Below are 15,639 nucleotides of genomic sequence, written 5' to 3' on the forward strand. Positions count from 1 at the left end.
TATTAGGGGGCTGCTTTTTTCATGATTTCTTGTTACCATTAACAGTATGATGGTAGTGACAATACTGGTGGGTGTGGCAATTCTTGGCGCAGTGATGGGGAGCTTTATCGGTGCTCAGGTGTGGCGAGTCCGTGCTCGGCAGCTCGTTGAAGACAAGCAGGCCGGCGAACCGGTTGATACGCTGGAGCTACGCCGCCTGAAGCTGCTGCTCAAACCTCTCAAGAAAGATCGATCGCAGTGTCTTTCCTGTGGGCACGAGCTACGCTGGTATGATTTGCTGCCAGTGGTGAGCTGGCTGGCTGCTAGAGGTCGCTGTCGGTATTGCCAGGCACCGATTGGCTGGATGGAACTGGGGCTCGAAGTGGCGATGGCCGGGCTGTTTACAGTGGTGACGTGGCATAGCATGATGACGCTTACGGCGCCACTAGTGATAACGAAGGTCGCGATTATGCTGATGGGGCTATCATATCTAGCGTTCCTGTTCGTGTATGACAAGCGGTGGTTTTTGCTTCCGGACGTGGCGAATTGGCCGTTCGTGATGTTGGGGGCGCTATTTGCTGGGATTCACGTAGCGACTGGCCAGCTGCCGGGCGGAGTGCTGGGGTTGATAGCGGCGGTTGTTATCCTCAGTGGCGTGTACGCATTGCTCTACGTCGTGTCGAGTGGTTGCTGGATAGGGTTCGGTGATGTCAAGCTGACACTCGGCCTCGCCCTCTTTTTAATGGATTGGCGACTAGCATTTCTCGCGCTGTTTCTGGCAAATTTACTCGGCACGCTACTGGTACTGCCGGGGATGCTTCGAGGCACAGTGCAGCGTGGAGCACGAATCCCATTCGGACCGCTACTAATCGTTGGCTTTCTTATTTCGTGGTTTTTTGGTGCCAGGATCGTGGATTGGCTTATCGTGATTTGATAGTGCTTATGCTATAATAATGAGCATATGAAGCGGTGGCAATCCGGGTTTACAATCGTTGAAGTGGTGTTGTTCTTGGCGATCACTGGCCTGTTGACCGTTGGCTTGTTAGCTGGCGTGAGTGCTGCACTGCGCCAACAACAATATCATGACGCTGTTCAATCGTTCGCCGGCTTTATTCGTGATCAGTATAGCCGAGTGATTAGTATCGAGAATGATCGGGGCGATCGCGACACATGTCCTGTTAAGGGTGCAACAAACGACGGAGCTCGGGGTCAGTCGAATTGCGTTGTCGTTGGTCGTTATGTCAAGTCGACGAATTCCGAGGCACGTTCATTTACTGCCTATCCGCTGTACGCTCTGAAACGCTCGGGAGTGTGGACGTATAGCTATAGTGAGAGTGAGGCAAATACCTATACGGTTGGCTGGGGTGCGCAGGTACGCTCACTCACGGCAACCAATACCATTGGTAGAGAACTGGCTTTATTAATATACCGCGATCCAGATAGCGGGCAGGTTATCGTACGCACGAATGACGCGCCGTATTCACCAGCTAATATTAATAATTTTATTCGCAATATGCAGCCGAATGGCAGTATGTATACGGCCGATTTACAGCTGCGGCAGCGAGAGTTTTGTGTCTATGATACTGGCTGGTCAGTTGGTCAGAGGCTGTCAGTCTTTTTGGGAGCAAAGGCTGGCTCGAGCGAGGCCGTGACGGTTGGTCATGCGACAAAGGGGTGCGATAATGAAGCGACGGCATAGCGCGCGGGGCGACACGATCATTGAAGTGGTGATGGCGGTAGCGATGTTTAGCATGCTGGCGATCGGTATCATGGCACTCATGAACAGCGGTATTGCTATGGCGCAGCGATCATTAGAGTTGACGCTTGTGCGGCAACAGATTGATAGTCAAGCAGAAATGCTGCGCTACATTCACGACAAGTCATCTCAGGCTGGCAGCTCATTTGCTACCCTCTGGGACGCGATGAAAGGTCGGACTATCGACCACGCCAATTCGCTACTGAATGTTAATCGATGTCCAGAGGCAATGCCGAGTGGGGGATTTGCACTAGCGCCCAGCAAAAATACCTTTCAGTTGATTACTAATAAGTATGAATTATCGCCGACATATGCCAAGATTTCAACTGCCCGAAATCCAATTTCTTTAGGCATTTCAATTCAGCTGGTGCGTGTTGAAGGTGGCCGCGCCTATGATGCGTACATTCAGGCCTGCTGGATGAGTGTGGGGACTGACCGGCCAATGACCACGGGGACGATTGTGAGGATGTATGACACAGCGGTATAGACGATACGGGTTTACCTTGATTGAACTGATGCTGGCGATGGCATTTGTGTCGGTGTTACTGCTGGCGATTGCTACGATAGCGATCCAGGCCGGTAAGCTATATAATCGAGGCCTCACGCTCAAAAGTATCAATCAGTCCGGCCGCGAGATTAGCGATAGCTTGCGGCGCGACTTTTTGCAGGCTAATGCCGGCAAGATAAGTGGTAATGCTAGTTCGGCCGTTGTCATGGTGCAGGCGGGTGGCGCTGATCGGAGTGGCCGACTCTGCCTCGGTGACTATTCATATGTCTGGAATGTACCAAAAGTTGTCTCTGGAGAAGTGAAGGCCGGTGCGGGTATTATTACCGAGGTTGGTGGGCCGCATTCTGGTCGTCCGATTAATTTTGCTCGAGTGATTGACCCAGATGGTATGCTGTGCCAAAAAAATGAAACAACGGGGGCGTATATGTCAACGGTCGCGACGGATAAAGTGACACATCTTCTCAAGCCAGCCGGGTCAAATGATGTGGTGCTGGCAATTCATCAAATGAAAGCAGCGCGAGCGGCAGGTGATAGCGGGGCAGACAGTCTGTATCGTTTGGAATTTGTCCTTGGAACCAGTCAGCTTGAGGCGGTCAATACAGCTAACGGTACCTGTAAGCCACCGGCGGATAACAGTGAGAATCTCGACTTTTGCGCAATAAATAGCTTTGAGATGATTGTGAGGACAAATGGATAAAATAGCGAGAAATAATCAATTAGGCGCGGTGTCGTTATTTGCAGTGATCTTTGCGACACTGTTACTAACGGTTTTGATGCTCGGCTTCATGCGGCTCATAATGGTTGATCAGCGACAGGCCCTGAATAATGAGCTGTCACAAAGTGCGTACGATGCGGCCCTGTCCGGTGTTGAAGACGCCAAGCGAGTCGTGCGTGCCTGTCAAAAAGGAGATAACGGCGGTAAGGCTTGCGAGCAGTTACGACTGCCTAATGACTGCAAAGTGGTCGCACGTGCGGGTGTTGCCGGTAATGTGACCGCTAACGAGACACTGATTCAGTCACGTCGCTCAGGGGATGGTAAAGAGTTCAACCAGGCCTACACCTGTGTCAATATTACGATGGATACGGAAGATTTCCTGGTAAGCATACCCGAAGGGTCATCTCGTCTCGTACCACTAAAAGCCAAATCTGAATTTAATAAAATTGTCCTCGAGTGGTTTACTAAAGAGGATGCGAACGGTAACGTTGCTGCTGGGCGAGTAAAGAATGCTGCTTCGGCGTCAACTTCGCTGCCGGCGTACAGTGACTGGGATGAGTCGCCGTCTCGTCCTGCACCCGCGCTATTACGCACTCAGATGATTTTTCCAGGCGATACATTCGACCTTGCTAGTCTTGATAGCTCTCGTGTTGCGACGATGTTCCTTTATCCACGGACGCTGAGTGTTCCCGGGCCGACGAACGGAGGTGTATCGGCAATTAATCTACCGCGAGCGGGCGGCGGTGGGCAATTTAACAATGCTCCGACACCGGTGAGCTGTTCTCCGGATTTTGCTAATAGTGGCTATTCGTGCCGAGCCACAATTGATATATCACCTGTTACGGCTGCCGCCAGCGTTAATTCATTCTTGCGTTTGACGCCGCTATATCGTATGTCGCACGTACGAATTGCCCTATATAATGGTGCAGAACCGGTCAAGTTTGATGGCGTTCAGCCGGCGGTCGATGCGACTGGTCGTGCTAGTAATGTATTTCGGCGGGTTGAAGCGCGCCTCCAGATAGGTGACGATTTCCCGTATCCTGAAAATGCTATTGATCTTGAAAACAGCCTCTGTAAAGACTTTTCGGTGACCGAAGGCAGCGTAACGTCAGGTAACTGCCGGCCGTAGTTGTCTTAGGGGTCTATCTCGTATCACTGTGAAAGCGTTCGTGGACGTCTTTGAGGTGCTGGTCGGTGACGTGTGTGTAAATCTGGGTCGTGGCGATATTGCTATGACCAAGCATCGATTGTACCGCCCGTAGGTCCGCTCCATTCATCAGAAGGTCGGTGGCAAAGCTATGACGCATAGTGTGCGGGCTAACGTGCTTGGTGATGCCAGCAAGTCGGGCATAGTGTGATACCATCCGCTGGATCGAGCGAGCACTCAGCCGACGATAATTGCCAGAAACTGAAGGCTTTGCTAGGCGCCTGCTATAGCTGATGAATAGAGCCGGCAAGCTGTCACTTCGCGCATCAAGGTAGTTTTTGACGTGCTTGGCAGCGGACATTGAAACGAATACCGGCCGGTCTTTCTGGCCCTTGCCGCGCACCATAAACTCGCGTCGAGCGAGATTTATGTGGTCACGGTTCAAGTTAACAAGCTCCGACACGCGCAGTCCGCTCGAAAACAAAAGCTCAATGATTGCTCGGTCGCGAAGGCCCGGTTCATTGTCCAGAGGAATCTGCTCGATTAGTCGTACCACCTCGTCGTAGTGAAGAAATGTGACTTGTTTGCGAACGGTTTTTGGTAGGGTAATCTTGTCGGCTGCCAGTGATGAGATATCCCGTTGTGATAAATACGTCAATAATCCACGTAGGGCGATCAAGTGATAATTTTGTGTAATTAACAACAATTCTTCACCGGTGTTGCTATTTTTATAACGGTTTAACCAGAGGCGATACTTACGAATTGTCTCTGATGTTATTTTTGCAACATCAATATCACCAGCAAAATCAATGAAGCGTTCAAGGTATAATTTGTAGTTCTCAATGGTGCGAGGACTACGGCCACCCTCAACTTCTAGGTGCTCCAGGAAATCTGCTAATGCTTCGGAGAAATACATAGTTTAATTTTAACAACATCTATATCGTTTATCAAATGAATACTTTTTGCTATGATGAAGAAAATAATACACGAAGGAGGCGTATGGCTGAGTCAAAAAAGAAGAATATGTGTGGCATTGAGCGAACACTGATTGTGTTCAAGCCTGATGCAGTACAGCGGGGAATCGTCGGTGAAATCTTGCAGCGATTTGAGCGCGTTGGCCTCAAGATTATCGGTGTCAAGATGGTGGCCCCGGGTCGTGAGCACTACTTTGCGCACTACGAAACGATTGGCAAGATGGTAACGCGCCGTGGTGAAGAAATCTTTGGTATGACGCTTGATATGATGATGGACGGGCCAGTTATCGCTATGGTCCTTGAGGGGGTTGAGGCGGTCGCTGTGGTGCGTAAAATTGTCGGCCCAACCGAGCCGAAATCTGCCGACATGGGTACGATTCGTGGTGACTATTCGCATGTTAGCTTTGGCTATGCCAACGAATGTCGGAAGGGTGTGCCAAACCTGATTCATGCGTCGGGTGATCCTGACGAGGCAGAGCAAGAAGTTGCTCACTGGTTTAAGCCCGAAGAATTGATGGACTATGTCACATTAAACGAAAAGTTTACTCGATAGCATTCTCGTCACTCAAAACTACCCGTGCTATAATTGACACGGGTAGTTTTTGTGTATGCCTCGGTAGCTCAACTGGATAGAGCAGATCCGTCCTAAGGATAAGGTTGCAGGTTCGACTCCTGCCCGGGGTACCAAAGCATTATGACGAAGAAAGCCAAATCAACCAAAGCATTTGATGGTCAGCGCGATGGCGAGGAGCTGTTGTTTGTGTTTCGTCGACATATTATTGCCATGCGCAAGGGTTTTTACTTGCTGCTCGTTCCGATGACGATTGGCGCACTGCCGTATCTTATCTGGCAGGATAATCTCAATCTTTTATGGGTATTTCTTGGTAGCTTTGTTTTTGGACTCGTTCTGTTTGGTTATCATTTTTTGATGTGGTTTTATACGTATTACATTGTGACAAATCAGCGACTTCGCCAGATAACGCAGCATGGTTTTTTTGGTAAGGATGTAATTGAACTTAAGCTAGCGAAAGTCCAGAATATCAGCTACGTTGTGCCCGGTTTTACGGGCGAAATGTTCAAATTTGGTACAATAGTTATTCAGACGTTTGTTGGTGATCTTGTCATCAAAAACGTTGAACATCCAGATAAGATTTATAATAAGCTGCAAGATGCGGTGGATCTCGCCGCTGAAAGGAGTGATCGTGCTCAAGAAAACAACGAAGGGTAAAAAAAAGGACAAGCGTTCACTGCCGTCACGGATTACCAATGACACGGTCGCGGAGCATCGCGAAAAGGTGCTGGCTGGTGGGCGTAAACACAAATATCCGATACAGTACTCCAAGCATAAACTAGTCTGGAACACGATTTTTATTAGCATAGCCGGGCTTGTGACGGTGATTGTTCTATTATATCTTCAGCTCTATGTTTGGAAGGACACAAGCGATTTAGCATATCGTATTACCAAAATTTTGCCGTTACCGGCCGGTTCAGTTGAAGGGGAATTTGTACGCTATAGCGATTATTTACTATATAATCGCGGTAATATGGCGGTGCTTAAGACTCAGGGTCAAGATCAGGCTGGTGATAAAGTTGCTTTTCAGCGGCAGCGAGCCATGAACCAAGCGGTGCAGGATGCATATGTGCGTAAGCTAGCGAGAGAAAGGGGCATATCGGTTGATGATCGAAGAGTTGATGAAGAGATGGACCGCCAGCAAAAGGATGCCGGCCTGTCAAAAGAAGCCTACCGTTCGGCAGTAAAAGATATGATTGGCTGGTCGCTTGATGAGGCGCGTGATGGTATCAGGGCATCGCTGCTGCGCTGGGAAGTATCGTTTGCTGTTGATGAAGCGGCGGCCAATCTTGTTAAGGAAGTCGAGGCGCAGCTCAAGGCCGGTAAATCGTTGACCGATGTCGCAGCGGCGTTAGGTGAACGAGTACAATTAATGCCGGAGACGGTTGTTCCGAAGACCAACAAAGATGGTGGCTTGACCGAGGCGGCGATTAGAACCGCAGATGGCACGATCTCTGGGGTTATTAAGCCGCTCGGTGGCGATGGCTACTACTTTGTTCAGCCACGCTCGCGAGACGATAGTTCGGTCACTTATTCATATCTCAAGATTCCACTGACGACGTTCAAAACTAATTTTGATAAGTTGATCAATGGTAAAAAAGTCACTTATTATGTCCACCTTGATCAGCCGGCCGAACAAAAATCAAGTGAGCAAAAATAGCCTTCCGTTATCCATCGTCATCTTTGCGAAAGCCTCGTCCATCTGCTATAATCCTTGGGGAGACATGCCGCTGTAGCTCAGTTGGTAGAGCGGCGCTTTCGTAAAGCGTAGGTCACCGGTTCGAATCCGGTCAGCGGCTCCAGAGTAATATGAAGAAGCATATCACAAGCACATTACGACAGATGATGAAAGATCGCTGGCTGTTTGGTCTCGTCGTTGCTAATGTCTTGTTGGCGTTAGTAATCATTATCTCCTTTGCTATTACTATTAAACCCAAGGAAACTCAGGTGATTGTTCAGCACAGTGCGTTTAGTGTGACGGGGCTGTATCGCGGTCACTGGTACTCACTCTGGGCGTACGGCGTGCTGCAGCTTATGATTACGGTTGGGCACATTATGTTGAGTGCCAAGCTTGCTGCGGTCCAGCGTCGTGATTTAGCGTTGGCGTTCCTTTGGTTCACAATTGCTATATCAGTTATGCTAGCACTGTTTGCTTACTCAATAATCGTAATTGCGTCGGTGGTGTAGGGTTATGGATATAGAGATACCACTTGGTAAACGAAAGCCATTCTATCGATTCTTGGAGGTTCTGCCGGGTCTGTTGAGCTATGGCGCAGTTATTCTTCTTGTCGTGCTGTCGATATTTAGCCCGCTGGTCGCGTCGCTCTATCTGCTCCTCATTATTCTGTCGATGATGGTGCGCGTGGTTGGCATTACCTATCATATGGTCGCTGGCCGTGCCAAGATGGATAAGGCGTGTCTGATCAATTGGCATGCGCGTCTTGAAGATCTCGAAGACGCACAGGCGGTATATGCACATATTCGCGACCAGCGACATAAGGAGGTTGGTTTTGCGCAGCATAAAGAAAACGTACGCCTCATCGCTTCCGCGCAGCCAGGGTTTTTCCCGAAGCCGTCAGAAATTTATAACGCAGTTATCATGCCTGCCTATAATGAGAGTATTGAGGTGATTGAGCCAGCCATTCAATCAGTAATTGCTACTACGTATGATAAAAAGCGTATGATTATGGTATTTGCGTATGAGGAACGGGGCGGTAAGGATATCGACACGACCGCCAAGACACTACAAAAACGCTATGGCAAGTATTTTCACGCCTTTCACATTGTCAAGCATCCAAAAGACATTCCAAATGAAGTGATCGGCAAGGGTGGCAATATTACGCATGCTGGGCGCTGGCTGAAGGGGTGGCTCAAGGAGCAGCATATTCCGTATAGTAACGTTATTGTTACGACGATGGATTGTGACAACAAGCCACATGAAACCTACTTTGACTACCTGACATACGAATATATCGTCCGTGAGGACCGTAAGCACTACTCATATCAACCAGTTTGCCTATTCACTAGTAATATTTGGGACGTGCCGGCGCCGATGCGTGTGGTCGCGACGGGTAACTCATTTTGGAATATTATTAGCTCAATGCGCCCTCATTCGCTACGTAATTTTGCTTCACATGCTCAACCGATGGATGCGCTCGTTGAGATGGACTTCTGGAGTGTTCGAACGATCGTCGAAGATGGCCACCAATATTGGCGCAGTTATTTCTATTTTGGTGGTAACTACGGGGTCGTACCACTCCATGTACCGATTTATCAAGACGCAGTATTGTCAGCCACGTATATGAAAACGCTCAAAGCGCAGTTTATTCAGCTTCGTCGCTGGGCGTATGGCGCATCTGATGTCGCGTATGTCGGCGAACGGGTCTTTACCAAGCAGCGTAATGTACCATTTTGGGCTGGCTTTTCGCGATTTGTCAGGTTGCTTGATGGACACGTGACGTTAGCCTGTGTTTCAATTCTGATCGCTTTTGGTGGCTGGGTACCACTTATCGTTAATGCCGAGGCCGCCCGTAGTGTCGCCGCGCACCAATTGCCTGATACGGTGAGCACGCTGCAGCAAATTGCGCTAATTGGTATGGCGATAGCGATTTTTAGTGCCTTCAAGCTTTTACCGTCACGTCCAATTCGCTACACGCGCCGCCGGAATATCTGGATGCTCTTGCAGTGGGTGCTGATGCCAGTGACGGCCATTGTCTATAGCTCCGCCGCAGCATTCACTGCACAGACCCGTCTGTTAGTTGGGCGATATCTTGATAAGTTTGACGTCACCGAAAAAGCCACAGCGGCGATTAATGCTCGCCAGAAGGCGACTACACGTAAATGGTCGAAGGCCTCCCGCGTCGCCGAGAAGTGATGAGTCGGTGCTGGGCGGCGTACTGGAGTGCCGCTACCGGGTCGTAGCGTTGGAGAATCATGTGTGTTATTTGAGCGATGATTTGCGTAGATAGCGGCTTACCTTGCTTGATAATCTGTTCCTGCACAGTTTGTGCAAGGAAGTAGCTGTCATGTGCTGCAGCATGCTTATTATGTTGAAAGCTACGGCTAATGCTTATGATGAGCTTTCCTAGATTGAAAGGGGTGGTTGACCCGTCGTGTGTTAGCACCATGCGCCCGTCTAGTGTAGCCCGTTCGTATGTCGTAAAGACCGCACCACATTCTGGACAGGCCCGTCGTCGCCAGACACTGGGGTGTTTCGTGTGCTTGCGGGAGTTTTTGGTAGTAGTTTTATCGTGAAAACAATTTATACAAATCATATCAATATATTGACATATCGCTATAAAAAATACTAGTGGAAAAGTATATGAAAATGTGTAAAATAGAAAAAACTAAAACCCCCGCACTGCGAGGGTTGTATGCAATAATGGTGGGCAATAGAGGATTCGAACCTCTCACCTCTTCAACGTCAATGAAGCGCTCTAGCCAAATGAGCTAATCGCCCGTCTATTCCCAATAATAGCAGGAATCAATGGTGAATGCAATTATCTCTTGTGGAGAGTGTGGGGGTTGGCTGGCACGTCGTTTCTTGGTGTAGCATTACGGATCCACTACCTAGTCTATGCGTCGTAAGGGTTGCCCGGAACTTTTAACTATGCTACGGTGAGAGAGTAGCGAGGACAGAGACTAACCACCTCTCGAGCAACGTGAAAGCGGTTGCGGCGCACGAAACCAGCCGGAGCAAGAGTCATCGCCAAGGTGGAACCTCCTGGCTCGTCCCCAGGACCGAGGCACGCACGCTATATGCGTTGGGCGTGCTTTTATAATTACTTAAAAGGAGGTTTTATGAGTGAAGATAAACTTTATGCAATGCGACACAGCCTGGCGCATATCATGGCAGCAGCCGTACAGCGATTATGGCCAGATGCGAAATTCGGAGTTGGTCCGGTTGTTGAGCATGGGTTTTATTATGATATTGATCTTGGTGAAACGAAGATCAGTGAGCAGCAGTTCAATAAAATTGAAAAGGTAATGCGACAAATCATTGCCGAAAAGCAAGATTTTGTGTGCACAAAATGCCCGATTGATGAAGCAATTCAATGGGCCAAAGATAGCCATCAGCCGTATAAAGAAGAACTTCTTAATGATCTAAAACGTGCCGGGACAACGGTAGCAAAAGATCTGGACGCTGCAGAAATGGGTACAATTGCTGAAGGTGATAGTGTGCTTGATGAAGTTTCATTTTATACCAACGGATCATTTAAGGACTTGTGTCGTGGACCACATGTTGCAAATACCAGTCAGGTTGGCGCGTTTAAGCTGATGCGGGTTGCAGGCGCCTATTGGCGTGGTAATGAAAAAAACCCTCAGGTGCAACGGCTGTACGGTGTGGCTTTTGCCACGCAGGAAGAGCTGGATAAATATTTGGAGAAATTAGAGCTAGCCAAACAACGTGATCACCGAAAGCTAGGCAGGGAACTTGATCTATATACAACCTCACCGTTAGTGGGTGTCGGTTTGCCGTTATTTACACCTCGTGGAACTGTTCTGCGTGATATCGTGGCCCAATACTCAAATCAGCTGCGTCAGAGGTTTGGTTTTGAAAAAGTCTGGACGCCGCATATTACCAAAAAGGATCTGTATGAAACGTCAGGCCACTGGGCCAAATTTGGCGAAGAGCTGTTTTTGGTTAAAAGTCAGGAAACCAGTGATGAAATGGCGTTAAAGCCGATGAACTGCCCGCACCATACGCAGATTTTTGCTTCACAACCTCGTAGCTACCGCGATATGCCGGTGCGCTACTTGGAGACGACCACTGATTATCGTGACGAGAAAACCGGTGAGCTTGGTGGTCTGAATCGCGTGCGCTCATTAACCCAGGACGATAGTCATGTTTTCTGTCGTCCAGATCAAATTGAGCAAGAGATCAATAATTTATTGTCTGCCGCCCAGGAACTGTACAATACTATTGATATGAAACTGCGGGTTCGACTGAGTTATCGTGATGGCTCTGATGCGTACTTGGGCGAACGTGAGCTGTGGGCTTCTGCACAAAATCAGTTGAAATCAGCAGTTGAAAAAGTTGGTTTGGACTATTTTGAGCAGGAAGGCGAGGCCGCCTTTTATGGTCCAAAGATTGACTTTATGGCGACTGACGCTATTGGCCGTGAGCACCAAGTTGCGACGGTGCAACTGGACTTCGTGCAGCCGCAACGGTTCGGCTTAGAGTATACCGAGAGTGATGGTAATTTTACAACACCTGTGATGATTCACTGTGCGCTGCTCGGGTCGATTGAACGATTCTTGAGCGTCTTCATTGAACACACGGGTGGCTGGTTCCCGTTTTGGGTGGCGCCAGAACAAGTACGCATTCTAACGATTAATGACACTGTCTCAGACTATGTTGATGAAATTACATCGATTTTATCAGAGGTAACATTAATGAAACCAATAAAATACAACGATGTAAGATTTACAATAGATAGTCGTAATGAATCCCTCGGGAAAAAGATTCGTGAAGCGACTGTTGTAAAAATACCAATACAGATTATTGTTGGGCCAAAGGATCAGATAGCACGTGTCGTAAGCATCAGGACGCATGCGGGTGAAGAGCAAATTCCGCTTGAACAGCTAGCTGAGTATGTACGGGGGCTGTAATCTTGTGCGTAGGCTAAGAATTGCAATTGATATCGACGATGTTCTAGCAGAAAATGCAATCGGGTTTGTGGCATTTAGTAATGAACGGTGGGGCACACGATTGAGAGTTGATGACTATAGCGAACATTGGTCAGAGATGTGGCATGTTGATAGCGAGGAGGCAGAACGGCGTGCTCATGTCTTTCACGACTCTGGTGCGATAAAGGGATATGCTCATATAGGGGGGGCGGAGGAGGTGCTTAGAAACATGTCGCAGGTGCATCATCTCATGGTGGCTACTTCGCGTCGCTTGCAGGTGCAAAGCGATACACTGCTTTGGATCGAGGAGCATTTTCCAGGGGTTTTCGCCAGTTCTGCGGTCTACTTCTCTGGCCTATGGGATACGGTGCACGAGGACTCTCATAAACTGACAAAAACAGAGTTAATCACGCAAATTAATGCTGATGTTTTAATTGATGATCAGTTGAAACATTGTTTAGCTGTTTCCGAGACTGGTCGTAACGCCATCTTATTTGGTGATTATACTTGGAATAGGGCAGATAGCTTGCCGGATAGGGTGGTGCGATGCCATTCGTGGTCAGAAGTGGAGGTGGAAATTGAGCGAATTGCCAATAGCTAGCTTGCGAGACCGGATCTATATTCTCATGGCGCAGCTACCTGACGACAAGGTGACGACGTACGGTGACTTGGCAGCACTGTCTGGACACCCATACGCAGCGCGAACTGTGGGCGGGATAGCGCATGGTGGCCCAGAGAATTTGCCGTGGCATCGCCTAGTGAACGCGAAAGGTGGCTTGGCGGTAGGTTTTCCGGGTGGGCAAGGTGTGCAAAGGCAGCTACTTGAACAAGATGGTATTTATTGCGATGAGAGGTGGCGGATAATTGATTTTGAGGAACGACGATGGCGGCCGAAACTATAAAAGCAAAATTACCCCTAGTTGTTATCGCGGGGCCGACTGCTAGTGGTAAGACCTCGCTAGCGATTCGCCTGGCAAAACAGTATAATGGCGAAATAATTTGTGCCGATAGCAGAACAATATATCGAGACATGGATATTGGTACAGCAAAGCCGACTATGGCTGAGCGAGAAGCCGTGCCCCATTGGGGCCTTGATTTGGTCAGCCCGGGCGAGACATTTAGCGCCGCACAGTTTAAGGAGTATGCTCTGCAAAAAATAAGTGAAATTCGCTCTCGGGGGCGTTTACCATTTCTTGTTGGCGGCACGGGCCTCTATATCGATGCAGTAATTTTTGATTTTCAATTTGGAGCTCCTCCTGATCCTACTTTACGGCATGAGCTAGAAAAAAGGACAGTAGCCGAGTTACAATATTATTGTAGTATACACAACATAAAATTACCAGAAAATGACAAAAATAAACGCCATCTTATACGTGCTATTGAACAAAAAATAAAAATAACAGATATGAATTTATGATTAGAGATAATAATATCGTTGTAGGTATAGCAACAAATAAGGAAATATTACGAACAAGAATTGTGCTCAGATCTGAACAATTATTTTTAAATAATGTTGTAAGCGAAGCAATGCTATTGGCCCGAAAATATGGCTGGGATAATGAGGCTATGACAGGTAATATCTATCCGTTGGTCCGAGAGTTTTTGAATAAAAATATTACCGAAAGTGAATTAAAGCGGCAATTTGTTGTAGCTGATTGGCAGTTGGCGAAGAGACAGATGACATGGCTACGGCGTAACCCGTTTATCATGTGGGCGACGCTTGACTCTGCTGAACACTATTTGTCACAACTTTTGGCTCAGGCGTAAAATTTATGGTACAATTTTAAATACATGATTGATGCGCTGTTCGGCTCAAAAACGAGGGTGAAGTTACTACACCTGTTTTTAGCGAACCCTGAAAAATCGTTTTATGTTAGAGAGATTACGCGATTGATCGGCGAGCAAATTAACTCGGTACGGCGTGAACTATCAAATATGCTCAGAGTCGGAGTCATTGTTTCGAATAATTATGACAATAAATTGTATTACGCTGCGAATCAGCAGTACGCATACTTTACGCCACTAAAGATGATTTTTGCCGATGAACGACCGAGTGAGCAGGCTGACCATAACAAAAAGAACAGTATACCATGGGTGAGCGATATTGCTCGGCTGTCCGGACTGAAGATCGCTATAGTTGCCGGTGCGTTAGTGCGTGGATCGACGAGTCGGGTTGATATACTGTTAGTTGGTCGACTATCGGAGTCGAGAGTTGGTGTCGCTATTAAGAAAATTGAAAAAGCCGAGAGGAGAGAGCTGAATTATGCTGTAATGAGCTATGATGATTTTTACTATCGTCTGAGTGTTAGAGATAAGTTTGTGATGGAAATAATGAATAGTAAGCACTCGGTTGTGGTAGATGCAGAGAGCATACTAGGATAAGGAGACGTATATGTTTGAAGTGGAATACAAAGGTGCAAATAATGTTATTTTTACAACGAAAATGGTAAAAATTGCGTTTGATCCAGCGTTATCGCTGGTTGGACTTAAGGATAGCCTTGGGGCACAGGATGTTGAGATATTGTCAGAGGATAGATTTGCCGTAAGTAATGTAACACCACGGTTACTCTTCAGCGGTCCGGGTGAATATGAGGTCGGCGACGTATCTCTGAAAGGGGTGGCAGCCTGGCGACACATTGATACGGAAACTGATGTTAAAAAATCAACGATTTACCGTTTAGCAATTGGTGGTGTGCGTGTTGTGATTATAGGTAACGTTGCCCCAAAATTGTCAGAGTCTCAGCTAGAGGAGATTGGTGTCGTTGATGTTGTTGTGATACCGGTTGGCGGTGGTGGTTACACGCTTGACGCGACATCTGCGGCTCATATGGTACGCCAGCTGGAGCCGAAAGTAGTTATCCCAGTGCATTATGCTGATGGCGCGCTACACTATGAAGTGCCGCAAGACGACCTGTCAGTGTTTGTTAGCGAAATGGGCGTGGAGACTGTTGACGCTGGGCCAAAGTGGAAGGTGAAGGGAGTGACATCTTTACCCGAACAACTCTCAATCATTACTGTCGCGCGGAGCTAGGCTGGTCGATACGTTGCACTAATAAACCCCCTCCTTATTTGGAGGGGGTTCGAGCTTAGGCGGTTTTTGTCTGTATCGGGCGTAACAGCCCTTTCTTTTTAAGAGTACGAATTGCTTGAGTACTCAGAACCAACGTGACTTTTTGACCATCTACTACAAGAGTTTTCTTCTGTAGGTTTGGCTTAAAAGTGCGCTTGGTACGGCGAAGGGAAAAGCTAACGTTGTGACCGTATTGCTTGCCCTTGCCGGTTAGTTCGCATCGTGATGCCATTTCCAACCTCGCTTTATATTAACTAAACAATCTATCGTATTGTAGCGGTATTTCTAT

General features: G+C 47.9%; 19 protein-coding genes and 3 tRNA genes. 19 read left to right on the top strand and 3 right to left on the bottom strand.

The window, feature by feature from the left end:
• Positions 1 to 46: 46 nt before the first annotated feature.
• The 5 genes from GWK77_00565 to GWK77_00585 are packed head-to-tail and all read left to right on the top strand — an operon-like array spanning position 47 to position 4,087.
• On the top strand, positions 47 to 913 hold the full coding sequence (locus GWK77_00565) for a hypothetical protein (protein ID QHU92682.1): 867 nt from the start codon (positions 47 to 49) through the stop codon (positions 911 to 913).
• A gap of 27 nt (positions 914 to 940) precedes the next feature.
• A complete protein-coding gene (locus tag GWK77_00570) occupies positions 941 to 1,678 on the top strand; it encodes a hypothetical protein (GenBank protein ID QHU92683.1) in 738 nt (245 codons plus the stop codon).
• Positions 1,662 to 2,222, top strand: coding sequence for a hypothetical protein (locus GWK77_00575; GenBank protein ID QHU92684.1), 561 nt, complete (start codon positions 1,662 to 1,664; stop codon positions 2,220 to 2,222). Before GWK77_00570 ends, GWK77_00575 begins: the two co-directional genes overlap by 17 nt.
• Positions 2,206 to 2,940: a prepilin-type N-terminal cleavage/methylation domain-containing protein gene (locus GWK77_00580; protein ID QHU92685.1), complete on the top strand. Its 735-nt coding sequence runs from the start codon at positions 2,206 to 2,208 to the stop codon at positions 2,938 to 2,940. The genes GWK77_00575 and GWK77_00580 overlap by 17 nt, the downstream gene beginning before the upstream one ends.
• Positions 2,933 to 4,087, top strand: coding sequence for a hypothetical protein (locus tag GWK77_00585; GenBank protein QHU92686.1), 1,155 nt, complete (start codon positions 2,933 to 2,935; stop codon positions 4,085 to 4,087). Before GWK77_00580 ends, GWK77_00585 begins: the two co-directional genes overlap by 8 nt.
• A 13-nt stretch (positions 4,088 to 4,100) precedes the next feature.
• Here the strand turns inward: GWK77_00585 and GWK77_00590 are convergent, their stop codons facing one another.
• Positions 4,101 to 5,021, bottom strand: a complete 921-nt coding sequence (locus GWK77_00590; GenBank protein ID QHU92687.1) for a tyrosine-type recombinase/integrase — start codon at positions 5,019 to 5,021, stop codon at positions 4,101 to 4,103.
• A 107-nt stretch (positions 5,022 to 5,128) separates the two neighbouring features.
• Here GWK77_00590 and GWK77_00595 point away from each other — a divergent pair, with 107 nt between their 5' ends.
• The 7 genes from GWK77_00595 (at position 5,129) to GWK77_00625 (ending at position 9,524) form a co-directional block, all read left to right on the top strand.
• A complete protein-coding gene (locus GWK77_00595) occupies positions 5,129 to 5,632 on the top strand; it encodes a nucleoside-diphosphate kinase (protein QHU93408.1) in 504 nt (167 codons plus the stop codon).
• A 57-nt stretch (positions 5,633 to 5,689) separates the two neighbouring features.
• A tRNA-Arg gene (locus GWK77_00600) sits at positions 5,690 to 5,766 on the top strand.
• 7 nt (positions 5,767 to 5,773) lie between these two features.
• On the top strand, positions 5,774 to 6,307 hold the full coding sequence (locus tag GWK77_00605; GenBank protein ID QHU92688.1) for a PH domain-containing protein: 534 nt from the start codon (positions 5,774 to 5,776) through the stop codon (positions 6,305 to 6,307).
• On the top strand, positions 6,282 to 7,310 hold the full coding sequence (locus tag GWK77_00610; protein ID QHU92689.1) for a hypothetical protein: 1,029 nt from the start codon (positions 6,282 to 6,284) through the stop codon (positions 7,308 to 7,310). Before GWK77_00605 ends, GWK77_00610 begins: the two co-directional genes overlap by 26 nt.
• A 66-nt stretch (positions 7,311 to 7,376) precedes the next feature.
• Positions 7,377 to 7,452 (top strand) — tRNA-Thr (locus GWK77_00615).
• 7 nt (positions 7,453 to 7,459) lie between these two features.
• On the top strand, positions 7,460 to 7,837 hold the full coding sequence (locus tag GWK77_00620) for a hypothetical protein (GenBank protein QHU92690.1): 378 nt from the start codon (positions 7,460 to 7,462) through the stop codon (positions 7,835 to 7,837).
• Between the two features lie 4 nt (positions 7,838 to 7,841).
• Positions 7,842 to 9,524 carry a hypothetical protein gene (locus tag GWK77_00625; protein QHU92691.1) on the top strand — a complete coding sequence of 561 codons (1,683 nt, stop codon included), beginning with the start codon at positions 7,842 to 7,844 and terminating at the stop codon, positions 9,522 to 9,524.
• 508 nt (positions 9,525 to 10,032) lie between these two features.
• Here the strand turns inward: GWK77_00625 and GWK77_00630 are convergent.
• Positions 10,033 to 10,109 (bottom strand) — tRNA-Val (locus GWK77_00630).
• 341 nt (positions 10,110 to 10,450) lie between these two features.
• Between GWK77_00630 and GWK77_00635 the strand changes: the two genes are divergently transcribed.
• Genes GWK77_00635 through GWK77_00665 form a run of 7 tightly spaced genes read left to right on the top strand, consistent with a single transcriptional unit; the run spans position 10,451 to position 15,311 of the window.
• A complete protein-coding gene (locus GWK77_00635) occupies positions 10,451 to 12,262 on the top strand; it encodes a threonine--tRNA ligase (GenBank protein QHU92692.1) in 1,812 nt (603 codons plus the stop codon).
• Positions 12,263 to 12,266: 4 nt separating this feature from the next.
• Entirely contained in the window at positions 12,267 to 12,881 is a 615-nt protein-coding gene (locus GWK77_00640) for a hypothetical protein (GenBank protein ID QHU92693.1), read from the top strand.
• A complete protein-coding gene (locus GWK77_00645) occupies positions 12,859 to 13,182 on the top strand; it encodes a cysteine methyltransferase (protein ID QHU92694.1) in 324 nt (107 codons plus the stop codon). The genes GWK77_00640 and GWK77_00645 overlap by 23 nt, the downstream gene beginning before the upstream one ends.
• Positions 13,164 to 13,697 (top strand): hypothetical protein, encoded by a 534-nt coding sequence (locus GWK77_00650; GenBank protein QHU92695.1) that lies wholly within the window; start codon positions 13,164 to 13,166, stop codon positions 13,695 to 13,697. Before GWK77_00645 ends, GWK77_00650 begins: the two co-directional genes overlap by 19 nt.
• Positions 13,694 to 14,047, top strand: a complete 354-nt coding sequence (locus tag GWK77_00655) for a hypothetical protein (protein QHU92696.1) — start codon at positions 13,694 to 13,696, stop codon at positions 14,045 to 14,047. The genes GWK77_00650 and GWK77_00655 overlap by 4 nt, the downstream gene beginning before the upstream one ends.
• Before the next feature lie 24 nt (positions 14,048 to 14,071).
• Positions 14,072 to 14,662 (top strand): transcriptional regulator, encoded by a 591-nt coding sequence (locus GWK77_00660; GenBank protein ID QHU92697.1) that lies wholly within the window; start codon positions 14,072 to 14,074, stop codon positions 14,660 to 14,662.
• A gap of 10 nt (positions 14,663 to 14,672) precedes the next feature.
• Positions 14,673 to 15,311: a Zn-dependent hydrolase gene (locus GWK77_00665; GenBank protein ID QHU92698.1), complete on the top strand. Its 639-nt coding sequence runs from the start codon at positions 14,673 to 14,675 to the stop codon at positions 15,309 to 15,311.
• A gap of 55 nt (positions 15,312 to 15,366) precedes the next feature.
• Here GWK77_00665 and rpmB read toward each other — a convergent pair whose 3' ends face one another.
• Positions 15,367 to 15,582, bottom strand: a complete 216-nt coding sequence (gene rpmB / locus GWK77_00670; protein QHU92699.1) for a 50S ribosomal protein L28 — start codon at positions 15,580 to 15,582, stop codon at positions 15,367 to 15,369.
• Positions 15,583 to 15,639 lie beyond the last annotated feature (57 nt).

This window comes from Candidatus Saccharibacteria bacterium oral taxon 488 (assembly GCA_010202645.1).
In the GTDB taxonomy this organism is placed as follows: Bacteria; Patescibacteriota; Saccharimonadia; order Saccharimonadales; family Saccharimonadaceae; genus Nanosynbacter.